Raw genomic sequence first — 16768 nt, 5'->3', positions numbered from 1 at the left:
AGCGGAGGAGTGTTCACACGATCGGCCCGCTGGCAACTTTTGGCGGCCCGGTTGTGACGATGCCAACCCGACCTGCGGTTTTGATTGACCGCCCCGCGCGGGCGTCGGTAGCGTCCGTCCCTTCGGCCTCGACGTTCGTCAGTGCCACCGACGAGTAGGAATCCCATGTCAACAGGCGTCCAGGACTCCGCCCGTCCCGGCACCCCCGTCGGGACCGACAATCCGAATCACGAGCGGCGCTGGCTGGTGCTGTGCATCGTCGCGCTCGCGCAGCTGACCGTGGTCCTCGACGGGACCATCGTCTCGATCGCCCTGCCCGACGCCCAGCTCGAGCTCGGTATCAGCGACTCGGACCGGCAGTGGGTGGTCACCGCGTACGCCCTCGCGTTCGGTGCGCTGCTGCTGCTCGGCGGCCGTGTCGCCGACTACTGGGGCCGCAAGCGCTCGTTCATGGTCGGCATGGCCGGCTTCGCGGTCGCGTCCGCGATCGGCGGCTTCGCCCAGACCGGCATGCAGCTGTTCGCCGCCCGGGCCCTTCAGGGTGTGTTCGCCGCGTTGCTCGCCCCCGCCGCGCTGGCCATCCTCACCACCACCTTCATCGGCGAGAAGGAGCGTGCGAAGGCGTTCGCCGTGTTCGGCGCGATCTCCGGCGGCGGCGCAGCCATCGGCCTGCTGCTCGGCGGCTTCCTCACGCAGTACGTGGACTGGCGCTGGTGCCTGCTGGTGAACATCCCGGTCGCGATCTTCGCGATCGCGGTCACGGCTCCGATCGTCCGGGAGACCAAGGCGCACGGCGACACCAGCTACGACATCCCCGGCACCGTGCTCATCGCGATCGGCCTGGGCTCCCTGGTCTACGGCTTCACCCAGGCGGAGAAGCACGGCTGGGCGTCGATACAGACCGTCGCCTTCATCGGCCTCGGACTGGTCGCGCTTGCGGCCTTCGTGCTGGTCGAGAAGCGCTCGAAGAACCCGCTGCTGCCACTGTCGGTGCCGTGGCACCGCGACCGCGGAGCCGCGTTCATCGGCTCGCTGCTGGTGGGTGCCGCGCTGCTCGGCGGCACCCTGTACCTGACCTTCTACCTGCAGATCGTGCTCGGCTTCAGCCCGGTCGCCGCCGGCTTCGGTTCGCTGCCGATGGCGATCTTCATCGTGCTCGCCGCGGGCATCTCGGCCCAGCTGAGCACCAAGATCGGGCCGAAGCCGTTGATGATCGCCGGTCCGCTGGTCGCCGCGGTCGGGCTGGCGCTGCTGACGCAGATCGAGGTGGACAGCTCGTACTGGACGCACGTGTTCCCCGGCCTGGCCACCTTCGGGTTCGGCCTCGGCCTGCTGATGGTGCCGATGCAGAACCTGTCGCTGATCGGCGTCAAGGATCACGACGCGGGCGCCGCGAGCGCGCTGGCCAACGCGACGATCCAGATCGGCGGGGCGCTGGGCACCGCGCTGTTCACCACGATCTACGTCTCCGCGAAGTCGGCGTGGGGCTCAACCAACGCCGCCCCGACCCCGCCCGCGGGTGTCCCGGCCGACGCGATCCCGGCGGACCTGGCCACGGCTGTGCCGCCGACCGCGGAGGAACTGGCTGCGCTGCCCGCTCCGGTGCAGGAATTCATCGGCGCGGTCAAGGAGCACGCGTTCGGCGCCGAGGTCGCCGGGTACGCGCACGTGTTCGGCTGGGCCGCGGCGCTGATCGTGGTGATCGCGCCGCTGGTGGTCGTGCTGGTCCGCGCGAAGAAGGGCGATCTGCCCGACGAGGCCCCCGTCGGGATGCACTGAGGCGGCTCCGCCACCTGTGAGTCCTTCTGGCCCACTGAGGGACCAGAAGGACTCACAGGCGCGCAGCGCCTACGCGCAGGACCTCGACGACCGGGGTGGACGCGCGGCCGATGAGTGCCTGCAGGTCGCCACTGGTGGTGTCCAGCGCGCCGGCCTTGATCCCGGCGTCCGCGCTGGCGAGCATCTCCGCGATCGGTGCGGGCAGTCCCGCACCTTCGAGCGCTGCCTGGAACTGCACTGTCGGAAGGTCCTGGTAGACGACGGTCTTGCCGGTCGCCTCGGACATCTTCGCCGCCAGCTCGGCGAGGGTTAGCCGCTCGTCGCCGCCGAGCTCGTAGACCTTGCCCGCCTGACCGTCGGCAAGCAGTACGACGGCGGCCGCCTCGGCGTAATCGACGCGCGCCGCAGCCGCGAGCCTTCCTTCGCCGCCTGCACCGGCGAGGACGCCACGCTCGGCGGTCCCGGGGAGGTCAGTCGTGTAGTTCTCCCAGTACCAGCCGTTGCGCAGCAGCGCGTGGTCGATGCCCGACGCGCCGAGCAGCTCCTCGGTGGCCTTGTGCTCCGGCGCGAGGCTGACGGGACTGTTCTGCGCGTCGAGCACAGAGGTGTACGCGACGAACCCGACGCCCGCCTCCTTCGCGGCATTGATGACGTTGGTGTGCTGCGCGACGCGCTGGCCGACCTCGCTACCGGAGATCAGCAGCAGCTTGTCGACGCCTGCCAGCGCGGCCGTCAAGGCGTCGCGGTCCGCGTAGTCGGCCTGGCGCACCTGCACGCCCCCGGCGGCGAGGTCAGCGGCCTTGGCGGGATCCCGGACGATGGCGACCAGGTCGCCTGCCGACGCCCCGCGCGTCAGCAGCGCGTCGATGGCCAGGCGGCCGAGATGTCCGGTGGCCCCGGTGATGGCGATGGTCATGTGAGCTCCTTCAGCGAGAAGTTGTTGACGTTTCAACTCCCATAGTGCACTAATTATTCGTAAGTGCAACCGCAACAGTTAGCGCTGCGGGTATGCTGGTGCCGTGACCACCGCCGATGAGCAGCAGCCGACCCTCGAGGCCGACGTCTTCGCGCGCGGCTGCACCTCGAGATCAGTCCTGCAGACCGTCACCGGCCGCTGGGGCGCACTGGCACTGGCGGCCCTCGCCGACGGGACCCACCGCTTCGGCGAACTGCGCCGCCGCGTCGACGGCGTCAGCGAGCGCATGCTCTCGCAGACCCTGCAGGCCCTCGAGCGCGACGGGCTGGTGCACCGCGAGGTCCTCGAGGCGATCCCGCCGAAGGTCGAGTACAGCCTCACCCGGCTGGGCACCGAGGTGGCCGAGCGACTGGTCGGCCTGATCGAGCTGGTGGAGTCCCGGATGCCCGAGGTCATCGACGCGCAGTCTCGATACGTCGAGCGCTGAGCCCCGGCACCCCGCCCGGACACCGACCCCCGCAAACGCAGAAAGGGGCGTCCGGCAATTGCCGGACGCCCCTTTCTGCGTTTGCAGATCTAGAAGTTGATCATGTGCCCTGCGAGGCCGTGGATGGCCTCCTGCAGCGCCTCGCTCAGCGTCGGGTGCGTGTGCACGTTACGCGCGAGCTCGTTGACCGTCAGGTCCCACTTCTGGGCGAGGGTGAGCTCGGGCAGCAGCTCGGAGACGTCGGGGCCGATCAGGTGGCCGCCGAGCAGCTCGCCGTGCGCGGTGTCGGCGATGAGCTTGACGAAACCGTTCGGGTCGGCGAGGCCGTGCGCCTTGCCGTTGGCCGTGAACGGGAAGGTCGCGACCTTGATGTCGGAGCCGCGCGCCGTGGCCTCCGCCTTGGCCTGCTCCTCGGTGAGACCGAAGCTCGCGACCTGCGGCTGACAGAACGTGGCACGCGGCATCATCCGGTAGTCGCCCAGCTCGAGGGTCTCGGCGTTGCCGATGGTCTCAGCCGCCACCACACCCTGCGCCTCGGCGACGTGGGCGAGCTGAAGCTTCGCGGTGACGTCACCGATGGCGTAGATGCCGGGCACGTTGGTGCGCATCCGCTCGTCGATGGCGATGGCGCCGCGGTCGGTGAGCGCGACGCCGGTGCTCTCGAGGCCGTAGCCAGTGACGTTCGGCGCGAAGCCGATCGCCTGCAGCACCTTGTCCACCACGACGGTCTCGACCTGGTCGCTGCCGTTCTTGGCCATGGTGACGGTGACGCCCGCGGCGCCGTTGTCGGTGACGGACTGCACGCCGGTCGAGGTCTTGATGTCGATGCCGTACTTCTTGTACCGCTTCGCGATCTCCTTGGAGACGTCCGCGTCCTCCATCGGCAGCGCGCGGTCGAGGAACTCTACGATCGTGACCTTCACGCCGTAGTTGTGCAGGACGTAGGCGAACTCCATGCCGATGGCGCCCGCACCGACGATGAGGATCGAGCCGGGCAGCTCGCTGGTGAGGATCTGCTCCTCGTAGGTCACCACGTTCGCGCTGACGGCGGTGCCGGGCAGCATCCGGGTGGTGGTGCCGGTCGCGATGATGACGTTGTCGAAGGTGACGGTCTCGCTGGTCCCGTCGGACTTGGCCACCGAGATGGTCTTGGCGTCGGTGAAGGTGCCGCGACCGTCATACTCGGTGATCTTGTTCTTCTTCATCAGGAAGTGCACGCCCTTGACGCGGCCGTCCGCGACGGAACGGCTCCGCGTGAAGGCGGCCCCGAAGTCGAAACTCACCTCTCCCGAGATGCCAAAGGTCTTGGCTTCGTTGTGGAAGATGTGGGCGAGTTCCGCGTTGCGGAGGAGCGCCTTGGACGGGATGCAGCCCACGTTCAGGCAGACACCGCCCCAGTACTTCTCTTCGATGATGGCGGTTTTCAGTCCGAGTTGTGCCGCGCGGATAGCAGCGACGTACCCACCGGGACCGGCCCCGAGAACAACGACGTCATAGTGTGAGGTCACGGTTGCTCAGGGTAGACCCGCCGCGATTCGCTGTCCCGGCATGGTCGGGTTACCCGCCGGTAGCACGTGCCGACGCTCCCCTGGAACGGACGAACCCTACCAGCGGCTCCAATTGATGCAGTAGCTAACGACCGACCGGTCGGGTAGAAAGAAACAGGCACAGTACCCGAACAGGCCGAGCATCGACGTCGGTTTGCGCGAGCCCCGTAACGCCAGGGATCCGCGAACCGACGAATCAACAGTGAAGGTTTCTCGCATGCGTCCTCAGACATCCCGCCGCGGCCGCCTCGTTGCGGCGGCCGTCGCGCTCTCCGTGCTGCCCATGCTGGCCAGCCCCGCCATCGCGCCCGCCGCGCCGGCCGCCGCGGAGTCGGAGTCTGGGTCGAAGCTCGAACGGATCGAGAAGAACTCCGACCGCAAGGTGACCGCGCACGTCTACTCGGCGGCTATGGACGAGGTGATCCCGGTCGAGGTGATCACCCCCGCCGACACCAGCGCGCCCCGCCCGACCCTGTACCTGCTCAACGGCGCTGGCGGCGGCGAGGACCGCGCCACCTGGCAGAAGCAGACCGACATCATGGACTTCTTCGCCGACAAGAACGTCAACGTGGTCACCCCGATCGGCGGCGCCTTCAGCTACTACACCGATTGGCAGAAGGACGACCCGAAGCTGGGCCGCAACAAGTGGACCACCTTCCTGACCAAGGAACTGCCGCCGATCATCGACGCGTCCTTCGACACCAGCGGCGTCAACTCGATCGCGGGCATCTCGATGGCGGGCACCTCGGTGCTCAACCTCGCGATCGCGGCCCCGGAGCTGTACAAGAGCGTCGGCGCCTACAGCGGCTGCGCGGAGACCAGCACCGAGGCGGGCCAGTTCTACATCCGCACGGTCATCGAGTCCCGCGGCGGCGCCAAGGCGACGAACATGTGGGGCCCGCTCGACGGCCCCGGCTGGGCAGCCAACGACCCTGTCGTCAACGCCGAGAAGCTGCGTGGCCTCAAGCTGTTCGTCTCCTCCTCCACCGGCCTGCCCGGCGATCATGACAACCTGGCCAACCCGGCTGTGAACGGCAAGGTCGACGTCCTGGCCAACCAGATGTTGGTCGGCGGACTCATCGAGGCCGCGGTCAACCAGTGCACGCACAACCTGCAAGGCCGGCTCGGCCAGCTGGGCATCCCGGCGACCTTCGACTTCCGCCCGGCCGGCACCCACTCCTGGGGCTACTGGCAGGACGACCTGCACGAGTCGTGGCCGATGCTCGCCGAGTCCCTCGGACTGTGACCCTCGGCGTCTGACATGAGAAGGGCCCCGCACCGGTTGGTGCGGGGCCTTTTTCATGCCCTAGGCGGCGCGCAGCTGGCGCTTGAGGATCTTGCCGACCGAGTTCTTCGGTAGGGCGTCCGCGAACACCACGTCTTTAGTGGATTTGTAGGACGCCAGGTGCTCGCGGCCGTACGCGATCAGGTCCTCCGCCGCGAGGGTGCTCCCGGGCTCGACCACGACGTGCGCGACCGGCACCTCACCCCACCTGGCATCGGCGCGTGCGACGACCGCGACCTCGCGCACCGCCGGATGCCGAGCCAGTACCCGCTCGAGTTCGACGGGGTAGATGTTCTCGCCGCCGCTGATGATCATGTCCTTGAGCCGGTCCTTGAGGTGCAGGAAGTTCCGCTCGTCGACCAGCCCGATGTCGCCGCTGCGGTACCAGCCGTCGATCAGCGCGGACGCGGTGGCATCCGGATTGTTCCAGTACCCGGTGAACACCATCGGCCCGCGGCACCACACCTCGCCGGCGGTGCCGGCAGGCACGTCCCGACCGGTGTCGGCGTCGACGATCTTGATCTCGCCGAACATCATCGCCCTGCCCTGGGTGGCGGCGGCGTCGATGCCCATCTCGCGGGTCCAGTAGGTCAGCGCGCCGGAGAACTCAGTGATGCCGTAGACCGCCTGGACGGTGATCCCGGCCCGCCCGGCCGCCTCGATCAGATCCACCGACACCGGCGACCCGCCACAGGTGACATTGACCAGACTGGACGCGTCCACCTCGGTCGCGGCGGCCACCGCGAGCAGCGCCTGCAGCATCACCGGCACCGCCATCATCGTGGTGATGCGCTCTCGGGCGATGGTGTCCCACACCACGACCGGGTCGAAGTCGGGCAGGTACACACAGGGGGTGCCCTGCACCGTGTTGGTGACCACCGGGTTGAACCCGCCGATGTGGAACATCGGCGCCACCAGCAGGAACCGATGTCCGCCGTGCCACTCCAGCGTCGCCGCGCAGCCCTGCGCCGACCACAGCAGGTTTTCGTGGGAGATCATGGCGCCCTTGGGTTTCCCGGTGGTACCCGAGGTGTACATGATCACCACCGGATCGTTCGGCGCCGGCGCGGGCACCGGCTCGAGCGGCTGCCACGGCCGGGCGGTCACCTCGCGATAGTCCACAGTGGAGTCGTCCGCGGCATCCGGTGCTGAGCACACCCGCACCGCAGGCACACCCTCCAATGCCGCCACGACCGAGGCGAATTCGTGGTCGTAGACGAAGGCGGCCGGGGTGGCGTCCTCGAGGACATACTGCAGTTCCGGCGCGGGCAGCCGCCAGTTCAGCACCACCGCAATCGCGCCGAGCCGCGCCGCCGCGAACACCGTGGTGGCGTGGAACTCGCCGTTCTTGGCGAGCAGGGCGATCCGATCCCCCGCCCCGACGCCTGCGGCCCGCAGGTACGCGGCGAGCAGGTCGACGCGGCGGTCCACCTGTGCGAAGGTGTACCGGTAGTCCCGGCCGATCCACGCCTCCTTGTCGGGGGTGAGGTAGGCGCGGCGGGACAGCAGCTGTCCGAGTGTGCGTTCCATGATGCTCCGATATCTCGTGTGCCCTAAGTGGGGTCAGGCGACCGGGACGGGGACGACGCGGTCGATGATCGGGGTCAGGTCCAGACCCGTTGGCAGGGTGCCGTAGACGGTGCCCCAGTCGCCTGCGAGCCGGGTGGCGAGAAAGGCATCGGTGACCGCCGGGTTCCCGGACCGCACCAGCAGCGAGCCCTGCAGCGCCAACGCAAGTCGGCCGACCACGACGCGGGAGCGATACTCGAGGTCGCCGAGGTCGGCGAACTGCGCCTTGAGCGCGGCGACGTAGGCGTCGTACCGGGCGTCCACGCCTGCGGCGGCGTCGAGCTCGTCGAAGAACACCCCGAGCACCTCGGGCTGCTTGGCCAGCGCGCGCAGGGTGTCCAGGGCCGCGACGTTGCCGCTGCCCTCCCAGATCGACCCGAGCGGAGCCTCGCGGTAGAGGCGCGGCATACCGGACTCCTCGATGAAACCGTTGCCGCCCAGGCACTCCAGCGCCTCCGCGGCATGGCCCGGTCCCCGCTTGCACACGTAGTACTTGGACACCGCCAGGCCTAGGCGCCGCAGCAGCCCGGCCCGCTCGTCGCCGCGCAGCGCGGCGTCGGTCTGCGATGCCAGCCACAGCGCGACCGTGGTGGACGCCTCCGCCTCGACGGCGAGGTCGGCGATCACGTTGCGCATCAACGGCTTGTCGATCAGCAGACCTCCGAACGCGCTGCGGTGCGCGGCGTGATGGGCGGCCTGCCCGACAGCCTCACGCATCAGCGCGGCAGAGCCGAGGGTGCAGTCCAGGCGGGTCATGTTGACCATCTCGATGATGGTCCGGACACCGCGGCCCTCCTCGCCGAGCCGCCAGCCCAGCGCGTTGTCGTACTCGACCTCGCTGCTGGCGTTGGACTTGTTGCCCAGCTTGTCCTTGAGACGCTGCAGCGCAATCGAGTTCATCGTGCCGTCCGGCAGCACGCGCGGCAGCACGAAGCAGGTCAGCCCGCCGGGCGCCTGCGCCAGGGTGAGCAGGATGTCCGACATCGGCGCCGAGGTGAACCACTTGTGCCCGACGATCCGGTAGCTGCCGTCCCGCTGCGGTGTGGCGGTGGTGGTGTTGGCCCGTACGTCCGAGCCGCCCTGCTTCTCGGTCATCGACATGCCCGCGATCAGGCCCCGCTTGAGCGCGGTCGGGGCGACGGACGGGTCGTACTGGTCGTTCCCGAGCAGCGGCTCGAACTCGGATGACAGCTTCTCGTCCGCGCGCAGCGCCGGGACGGCGGCATAGGTCATCGAGACAGGGCAGCCGTGCCCGGCGTCGGTGACCTGCCAGGCGGTGAACTTCGCGGCCCGGATCAGATGCGCGTTGTCGCGCTTGTCGCGCCACGGTACGCCGTGCAGACCGAACTCGACCGCGTGTCGCATCAAGTCGTGGTAGGCGGGGTCGTAGTCGACACGGTCGACCCGGTGGCCGAACCGGTCGTGGGTGCGCAGGATCGGCGGGTGCGCCTCCGCGCGGTCGCCGAGCTCCTTGGCGTACGCGCTCCCGGCGAGGGTGCCGACCTCGTGGACCTCGGCGAGCGCGTCGGCGGCGCCAGCGGCCGTCAGGATCTCGTCGAACAGCGGGTGCCCGGCGGTGTCATAGTCGATCAGCAGCGGAACCTGATTGGTCACCTCATGCGTCTTCACTTCTTGTCCTTCACTTCCTCGCGCATGGTCAGCTCGGCGAACTGGGCGCGGTAATCGTCGTAGGCCCAACGCAATTCGTCGGCGGGCCAGTTCTCGGGGAGCAGTTCGTCGGGCAGCGCCGGGTCGGTGCGCAGGTGCCGCACCGCGGCGGCCGCGGCCATGAATCGCTGCTGGGAGTGCTCCGGCGCCGACAGAGCGGCGAGGATGAGCCTGGCCTCGGCGGCCCAGGCGTCGAGGTCCCACAGTTGCTCGACCAGCGCGGCGGCGTCCTCGGGGACCGCGGCGAACCGGTGCACCTCGCCCAGCGGGGGCAGGTCGTGTCCGGTCAAGTTGGCCGGGCGCATCCACACCCCTTCCCGCAGCTCGGCGTACCGGTGCTCGGCGAGGGTGGTACGCAACACGCCGCGAGCCGCGGCCTCGCGGCCGGACACCACGACGACCACCATGTCCCAACGGCCGTCGAACGGGACTCGTCGCGGGTTGACGAGCGCCTCCTGCAGGACCTGGCGGTCCAGGTGCCGCGCACCGAGCAGGTACATCGAGTTCGCCGAGACCAGGTCGCCCGCCGCCACCATCCGGGAGAGCGCGGCACGCGTCGTCGACGGCGCGATCCCGACCAGCTCCCCGATGCGAATGATCTCCCGCCCCGACATCCGCGCCGGACGCGTGCCGAGCAGCAGGCTCAGCACCACCGACCGCGCGGTCATCGGCGGAGTGAGCTCGGCGAGCGTACGAACCGGCATGAAACCTCCTCGCTGCATGTTACAGATTCACAACAGCTGTCTAAGATTTGTAGCACTCCGGCAGGCGGATGGGAACCCCCGGCCGGCGCCTGGTCCCCCGCTTGCGCGCGGATCCGCACGTCAGGGGTATCAATGAACAATGGCTTCCGACCCGCACGACCCCTACCTCTGGCTCGAAGAGGTCACCGCCGAGCCCGCGCTGGACTGGGTGCGCGAACGCAACGACCGCACCACCGGCGAGTTCGCCGACGACGACGGGTTCGCGGACCTACAGGCACGGATCCGGGCGGTGTTCGACACCGATGCCCGCATCCCGTACGTCCGGCTCCGCGGCCAGTACCTCTACAACTTCTGGCGCGACTCCGAGCACGTGCGCGGCCTCTGGCAGCGGACGACGATGGACGAGTACCGCACCGACGCCCCGAACTGGGAGGTGCTGGTCGACGTCGACGACCTGGCCGAACGGGACGGCGAGAACTGGGTGTGGTCGGGCGCTCAGGTGCTCCGCCCCGGCCAGGAACGGGCGCTGATCAGCCTCTCGAGGGGCGGCGCCGACGCCACCGTGACCCGCGAATTCGACCTGGAGCGGCGCTGTTTCGTCGAACCGGCCGACGGCGGGTTCTTCCTGCCGGAGGCCAAGACCGACGTCGGCTGGATCGACGTGGACACCGTGTATGTCGGCACCGACCTCGGACCGGGCTCGCTGACCGACTCCGGCTACCCACGGATCGCCAAGCGCTGGACCCGCGGCACCGGCATCGACGAGGCCGTCACCGTGTTCGAGGGCGAGCCGGCCGACGTCGCGGTGTCGGCCTGGTACGACCGCACCCCCGGATTCCAGCGCAGCTTCGTCGAACGGTCCATCGACTTCTACAACTCCCGACGCTTCCAGCTGATGGACGACGGCGCCCTGGTGCGGATCGAGACACCGGAGGACGCCGGGCTGTCCGTGCACCGGGACTGGCTGCTGATCCGCACCAGGTCGCCCTGGTCCGTCGCAGGCCAGGAGTACCCGGCCGGCACCCTGCTGGCCGCCCGGTACCAGGACTACCTCGCCGGATCTCGTGACCTGACAGTGCTTTTCGCTCCCGACGCACACACCTCCCTCGAGCAGTACGTGTGGACCAGGAACCACCTGCTGCTGGTCACGCTGTCCGACGTGCAGACCCGGCTGCGGGTGCGCACGCCCGGTCCCGACGGCTGGACGGACGTTTCCCTCGATGGGATCTCCGAACTCACCACGACCGACGTCCTCGACGTGGATCCGGTCGAGGGCGACGAGTTCTTCCTCAACTCGAGCGGCTACACGACGCCCGCGACGCTGCTGCACGGCACCGTCGGCGAGCCGGTGGAGGTCCTCAAGCAGGCGCCGTCGTTCTTCGACGCCGAGTCGCTCACCGTCGCCCAGCATTTCGCGGTGTCCGAGGACGGCACCCGGATCCCCTACTTCGTGGTGCGCGACCGCGAGGCCGCCCCCGGACCGACATTGCTGTACGGCTACGGCGGTTTCGAGAACTCGATGACCCCGTCGTACAGCGGCGCGACCGGCCTGGCCTGGCTCGAGCGTGGCGGCACCTACGTGGTGGCCAACATTCGCGGCGGTGGCGAGTACGGACCCGAGTGGCACACCCAGGCACTGAAGGCCGGTCGGCACAAGGTATTCGAGGACTTCGCGGCCGTCGCTCGCGATCTGGTCGAGCGCGGGATCACCACGCCCGACCAACTCGGCGCGCAGGGCGGCAGCAACGGTGGACTGCTGATGGGCGTCATGCTCACCCGGTACCCCGAGCTGTTCGGCGCCATCGTCTGCCAGGTGCCGCTGCTGGACATGCGCCGCTATCACCTGCTGCTGGCAGGCGCCTCCTGGATGGCCGAGTACGGCGACCCGGACGAGCCGGCCGAGTGGGAGTACATCTCCCGGTACTCGCCGTACCAGAACACCGACGCGGACGCGTCGTACCCGCCTGTCCTGATCGCCACCTCCACCCGCGACGACCGGGTGCACCCCGGCCACGCCAGGAAGATGGCCGCGCGACTCGAGGAGCAGGGGCACCGCGTCTGGTACTACGAGAACATCGAGGGCGGACACGGCGGCGCCTCCGACAACGCGCAGCTGGCGTTCAAGACGGCCCTGACGTTCACGTTCCTCTGGGCGCAGCTGACGCGCTGACGCGAACTGTGCGCGTGTTTCACCCCGATCGGGGTGCAACACGCGCACCGGCGGCGGGGCCGCTAAGCGAGACCACCCGGATGAGGGCGCGCAGGTCTCCCCCGATCCACCCGAACAGTTGGTACACACCGATGAACGCGACGATGCCACCCACGCACAGCGCGCGGACCGTCGCGTTGACCGCGTTGCCCGGATCGGCCCCGACGAAGCTGAGGCCGGCGACCCCGACCAGCGGAACCGACGCCGCCACCGCGAGGTAGCGCGTGATAATCCGGCCGAGCGCCCGCAGATCGCGGCCGTCGGCGCTGCCGATCTCCCCGTGCGACAACAGGATCGGGTACACGCAGCGCACCGCGTAGAAGGTCAGGATGAAGAACGGGTAGGCGACGGCGACCGCCCCGCAGACCGCCAGCGACGCGATCAGGTGCGAGTAGGCCGAGGACGGGATGCCGCCCGCCGCGACCTGCAGGGCGATCGGATAGGCGACGCCTGCCACCACCCACAGCGCGAAGGAGACCACCACCGCCCGGTGCCCCAGGTTCAGGGTCGCGGTGCGCGCCCTGCCGAGGATCTCGGGTTCGTACCGCTGTCCCCTCCGCAATCCGCGCGGCACGATGAGCGCGAGCCGACACCAGTAGAGGATCAGGATCGCGCCGAGCGGAAACGCCAATCCCCCGATCACCAGGTGCACCAGCTCGAGATGGTCCTGGGCCTCGGGCGAGAGGCCGGAGATGATCAGCACCCTGTTGTAGTAATAGTTGTAGCCCGCGGCCAGCAGGTTGGGGATCCCGATCGCGGCCAGCAGGATCGGAAGCGACCACCGCGACAGCGCCCCACGCCAACTCCCCGGGCGCGGGTCGACGAGGTCGCGGGCGTGCGGATCCAGGCACAGCGCGAACTGGCGCGCGAGCTTGCGGCCGCTCGACCAGCGATCGTCGGGGTCGAAGGCGAGGGAGGTCATCAGGACCCGGCTCAACGCGGCCGGACAGTCGGCCGGAACCGTCGCCCTCGCCGCCGGATTCACCCCGCGGCGCCGGATCGCGAGCACCTCGTCCGGCGACGGCTGCGCCCCGCCCGCGGGGGCGTCGTCGAACGGGCGGACACCGGTCAACAACTCCCACAGCATCACCCCGAGCGCGTAGATGTCGCTGCGGGTGTCGATGGGCGCCGCCGTAGAAGCCGACTCCGGGACGGTCGAGCCCGCGGATACCGCAGCCAGCTGCTCGGGCGCCATGTACGCGACCGACCCGCCGACGAAGCCGGCCCGGCCCGCCGGGTCGACGGCGTCGCTCGAGCTGACGTTGAAGTCGGCGAGCTTCGGGACACCCTCGACGCTCAGCAGCACGTTGGCCGGCTTGACGTCGCGGTGCAGGACGCCGTGGGCGCACGCGTACTCGAGCGCGTCGGCGAGCCGCAGGCCGATCCACGCGACGGTCTCCGGCCACGACAGCGCCGCGATCTCGGCGCGCACGCTCGACTCGCTGGGCCGTACCTCCCCCTTGCGCGCGAGGACCTTGTCGATCGTGTCGATCAGGAGTTGACCGGTGCGTTGCTCCGGCGGGGTCGCCCGGACGACCTTGACCACGTCGAGGAGCGTGCCGCCGGGCACGTACTCCATGACCAGCACCCGCACCTGCCGGTCCTCGATCAGCCGCTGATCGAAGACTCGGACGATGTACGGGTGGTCGAGCTGAGCGAGGGTCTGCGGCTCGGTGCCGACATTGCGCGAGATCTTCAGCGCCACCGGACGCTGCATCGAGAGCTGGCGGGCCAGGAACACGCGGGCGAACGCGCCGTGCCCGAGCTCGGCCACCAGATCGAAGTCGTCGAGCTGCTGCCCCACCGCGAACTCGGCGTTCTCGGGCAATTCGATCGGGGTGGACGCGCCGGGCCCCCAGGACATGTCGTGCTCGAGCAACCATTCGAATCGGTCGGCCTGCTGCGGGAAGTGGAGCAGGTACTCGTTCGGCTCGACCGTCGCCCCGCTCGCGCGGCGTACCCGGAACTCGTCGTACACGAGTTCGGGCGGCAGCGGCTCCGCCAGCAGCTCGGGGAACTCGAGGCAGTAGTCGGCGATCCGTTTCGGCTGGCCGCCCCGCAGCCACCGGTACTCGAGATCGACCCTGACCAGGTCGATCAGTGCCGCGCGACGGATCGCCGCCGCGTCAGGCAGGTAGTCCGTCAGGTCGGCGGGGGCGCGTGTCGCCTCCCAGTCGGCGGCCAGGCGCCGCACGCCGCTGTCGACGACCAGCCCCCGTTCCGGGTGTGAGCCGGTCGTGTCGGAGGACGCGGTCGGGCTCCCGTGCATGCCGATGTCGGGGGCAAGCTCGGTCAGCGGCCCGCTTGCGATCGTCTCATCGCTCGTCGGGCGAACGGGTTCATTCATGGCGGATCGGTTTCGGACCTCCCGCAGGGCGCGGGCTTGCTCGAGATGCGGTCCCATCAAGGGTATCCCCGCCGAGCGTGCAGTTATCGGGGCATCGCCCGAGTGGAATGACGACAACTGCGCACTCGGCGGGTCAGGCGCGGTCGTGCAGCCACTCCACGACCCGCCCGACGGTGCTGTCCGGGCTCCGGATCCAGCCGTTGTGCCCCAACGGCTCCGGCTGATGCCAGACGGTCAGATCCGACTTCGGCATCTTCGCGACCAGATTCTTGATCGCCTGCCGCGGCGCCAGGTCGTCGGCCTCGACGGAGATCGACAGCACCGGGAGGGTGAGCCGGCCGATCCGCTCCTCGTAGTCGATGTCCGCGCCGGTCGGCTCGATGGTGCCGGTCCGCGCGAACCTGGACCAGTCCGCGATCAGCACCTTCGACTGCCGTCCGAAACCGCCGACGTCCAACCGGTCGCCAGGCCAGAACCCGGCGACGTTCGCCGTCACCGACATCGCCGCCGAACCGGCCAGCAGCGCGGCGCCGCGGACCGCGCCGTGCCCGCGGTGGTACGGCGAACCCGACGCCACCAGGATCAACCCGCCGAGCCGTCCCCTGACCCTGGCCGCGTACATCACCCCCAACTGCCCGCCCATACTGTGGCCGAGCAGGTACGGCGTGCTGTCCTGGAACCGCTCCCGCGCGACCTCGAAGACCGCGGGATAGTCGACGGACGCCAGTTCCTGGTAGCCGTAGCTGCTGTTGGCGCCCGGCCGGGGCCTGCTGTCGCCCTGGCCACGGAGTTCCCCGACCACGACATTGAAACCGCTCGCGACCAGCGCCTCGGCGACCGGGGCGTAGAACCCGCCTGGGACGCCGAGCCCCGGGAAGATCACCACCACCGGCGCGGCCGGGCGGCCCGCGAACAGCCGGACCGGGATGGTGGTGCCGTCGGGCATCTGGATCGCAATGGTGTCCACACTCCAATCCTGCATCGCGCGGGCGCGGGCCGATAGGGTTCGGACATGGCAACCGCTGATCCGTTGTTCCTGCCCGCAGGCACCGTGTTCACCCCGGACGACTTGATCTTCTACGCAGACCGCGGTCGCCGCAGCCTCGACCAGGCGCTCGTCGAGGCCGATCTCCTTGTCAGCTGCCCACATTCGGGTGCCGCGATCCCCGAGGAGCTCGGCGAGTTCCTCGCACCCGAGTTCACCCGACGCCTGCAGTTCGACTTCACCGACTGCTCGACCAGCCCGGTGGTGCGTCGCTGGGCCGAGATAGATTCCCGGATCGTCTACGTGGAGAACCCGCATCCGCGCATGGTTCGCGACCCGAACCGCGAGCGCCCCGAGGACCTGTACGCCACCCTGCGTGAAGCCTTTGCCCGGGTGCGCTCGGCCGGCCCGGGCAACAAGGCGGACCTGACCGGGGTGGACGCCATCCGCCCGGTGACGTTCTCCTTCTACCCGCTGCTGCGCGTGCCGAGCGACGACGCGGGCCTGCACCGACTCGCGGACACCTTCGCCGAGGTCGCCGCCCGCGGGCTCGACGTCTACGAGCAGACCCGGGACGATCTCATCGAGCGCATGGTGGCCCTCGCCCTCGAGCGCGCCGAGAAGTCCACCGGGCCGGTCGAGTTCACCACGCTCTCCTTCCACGACACGATGAACCACACCACCACCCGCGACGGCGCGGTGAACGTCGAGCGCGCCGAGGCCGACCGACTGCCCGACGTGGTGGCGCTGTCGAACCGCGGCGACGCGCAGGGCGATCCGCGTGGCGACAACCCGGTGAGCATGGCGCCGCAGGCGGTCCGGGCGCTGGCCGAGGCGCACCGGGCGGGATTCGAGGTGGACGATCCGGCCGCCGTCATGTTGAACCAGCCGTACCTCGGCAGCCACGAGATCATCACCGCGGGTGCGCGATTCCGCGAGCTCGAGCCGCGGGCCGCCGCCGCCGGGGTCACGCTCGGCGCGGTCCAGGCAGAGTTCCGGCGCGAGTTCCTGCTCGGCCCCGACCTCACCGCCGAGCTGATGCGGCCGGGCGTGGGGTGGCCCGAACCCGACGCCGATCGGGTGGACATGCTTGCGCGTGCGTGCAAGGCCAGCTGGGACGGGTACCGGGCCCGCCGGTAGCCGACGGCGGGGGGGGGGGGGCGCGGGGCGGGGCGGGCCGGGCGGCGGGCGGGGGGCCCCCCCCCCCCCCCCCGCCCCGCCGACGGCCCTCCCAGTGACGATGCCCACCCCGGAAGTGGCGCGGGTCTGACG

At 69.7% G+C, this 16768-nt stretch carries 12 protein-coding genes; 5 read left to right on the top strand and 7 right to left on the bottom strand.

The features are described from left to right. Positions 1 to 165: 165 nt before the first annotated feature. Positions 166 to 1779, top strand: a complete 1614-nt coding sequence (locus tag ACFXMV_RS18415) for an MFS transporter (RefSeq protein WP_378500481.1) — start codon at positions 166 to 168, stop codon at positions 1777 to 1779. A 52-nt stretch (positions 1780 to 1831) separates the two neighbouring features. Here the strand turns inward: ACFXMV_RS18415 and ACFXMV_RS18410 are convergent, their stop codons facing one another. Then, on the bottom strand, positions 1832 to 2695 hold the full coding sequence (locus ACFXMV_RS18410) for an SDR family oxidoreductase (RefSeq protein WP_378500482.1): 864 nt from the start codon (positions 2693 to 2695) through the stop codon (positions 1832 to 1834). Between the two features lie 103 nt (positions 2696 to 2798). On the opposite strand from ACFXMV_RS18410, the gene ACFXMV_RS18405 reads away from it, so the two are divergent. Beyond that, positions 2799 to 3182 carry a winged helix-turn-helix transcriptional regulator gene (locus ACFXMV_RS18405; protein WP_378503439.1) on the top strand — a complete coding sequence of 128 codons (384 nt, stop codon included), beginning with the start codon at positions 2799 to 2801 and terminating at the stop codon, positions 3180 to 3182. Between the two features lie 89 nt (positions 3183 to 3271). Here ACFXMV_RS18405 and lpdA read toward each other — a convergent pair whose 3' ends face one another. Further along, positions 3272 to 4690 (bottom strand): dihydrolipoyl dehydrogenase, encoded by a 1419-nt coding sequence (gene lpdA / locus ACFXMV_RS18400; RefSeq protein WP_378503685.1) that lies wholly within the window; start codon positions 4688 to 4690, stop codon positions 3272 to 3274. A 256-nt stretch (positions 4691 to 4946) separates the two neighbouring features. On the opposite strand from lpdA, the gene ACFXMV_RS18395 reads away from it, so the two are divergent. Next, the gene (locus ACFXMV_RS18395) at positions 4947 to 5975 is read left to right on the top strand and encodes an alpha/beta hydrolase (RefSeq protein ID WP_378499527.1); all 1029 of its coding nucleotides are present in this window, start codon (positions 4947 to 4949) and stop codon (positions 5973 to 5975) included. A 60-nt stretch (positions 5976 to 6035) separates the two neighbouring features. On the opposite strand, the gene ACFXMV_RS18390 is transcribed toward ACFXMV_RS18395, so the two are convergent. Genes ACFXMV_RS18390 through ACFXMV_RS18380 form a run of 3 tightly spaced genes read right to left on the bottom strand, consistent with a single transcriptional unit; the run spans position 6036 to position 9955 of the window. Beyond that, entirely contained in the window at positions 6036 to 7544 is a 1509-nt protein-coding gene (locus ACFXMV_RS18390) for a class I adenylate-forming enzyme family protein (protein ID WP_378503684.1), read from the bottom strand. Between the two features lie 33 nt (positions 7545 to 7577). Continuing rightward, positions 7578 to 9212 (bottom strand): acyl-CoA dehydrogenase family protein, encoded by a 1635-nt coding sequence (locus ACFXMV_RS18385; protein ID WP_378499529.1) that lies wholly within the window; start codon positions 9210 to 9212, stop codon positions 7578 to 7580. Then, complete coding sequence (locus ACFXMV_RS18380) at positions 9209 to 9955, bottom strand: PaaX family transcriptional regulator C-terminal domain-containing protein (protein WP_378499530.1); 747 nt, start codon at positions 9953 to 9955, stop codon at positions 9209 to 9211. Before ACFXMV_RS18380 ends, ACFXMV_RS18385 begins: the two co-directional genes overlap by 4 nt. Positions 9956 to 10094: 139 nt before the next feature. On the opposite strand from ACFXMV_RS18380, the gene ACFXMV_RS18375 reads away from it, so the two are divergent. Next, on the top strand, positions 10095 to 12125 hold the full coding sequence (locus tag ACFXMV_RS18375; RefSeq protein WP_378499531.1) for a prolyl oligopeptidase family protein: 2031 nt from the start codon (positions 10095 to 10097) through the stop codon (positions 12123 to 12125). 19 nt (positions 12126 to 12144) lie between these two features. Here ACFXMV_RS18375 and ACFXMV_RS18370 read toward each other — a convergent pair whose 3' ends face one another. Both ACFXMV_RS18370 and ACFXMV_RS18365 read right to left on the bottom strand, forming a co-directional pair. Beyond that, positions 12145 to 14511 (bottom strand): protein kinase, encoded by a 2367-nt coding sequence (locus ACFXMV_RS18370; protein WP_378499532.1) that lies wholly within the window; start codon positions 14509 to 14511, stop codon positions 12145 to 12147. Between the two features lie 133 nt (positions 14512 to 14644). Continuing rightward, a complete protein-coding gene (locus ACFXMV_RS18365) occupies positions 14645 to 15478 on the bottom strand; it encodes an alpha/beta fold hydrolase (protein WP_378499533.1) in 834 nt (277 codons plus the stop codon). Positions 15479 to 15523: 45 nt separating this feature from the next. Here ACFXMV_RS18365 and ACFXMV_RS18360 point away from each other — a divergent pair, with 45 nt between their 5' ends. After that, entirely contained in the window at positions 15524 to 16636 is a 1113-nt protein-coding gene (locus tag ACFXMV_RS18360) for an N-formylglutamate amidohydrolase (protein WP_378503683.1), read from the top strand. Positions 16637 to 16768: the final 132 nt, after the last annotated feature.

The sequence above is a fragment of the Rhodococcus sp. NPDC059179 genome (assembly GCF_042754885.1).
In the GTDB taxonomy this organism is placed as follows: domain Bacteria; phylum Actinomycetota; class Actinomycetes; order Mycobacteriales; family Mycobacteriaceae; genus Rhodococcus_G.
Note: the sequence above shows the minus strand (reverse complement) of the source record. Positions and strands in the feature narration are given on the sequence as shown.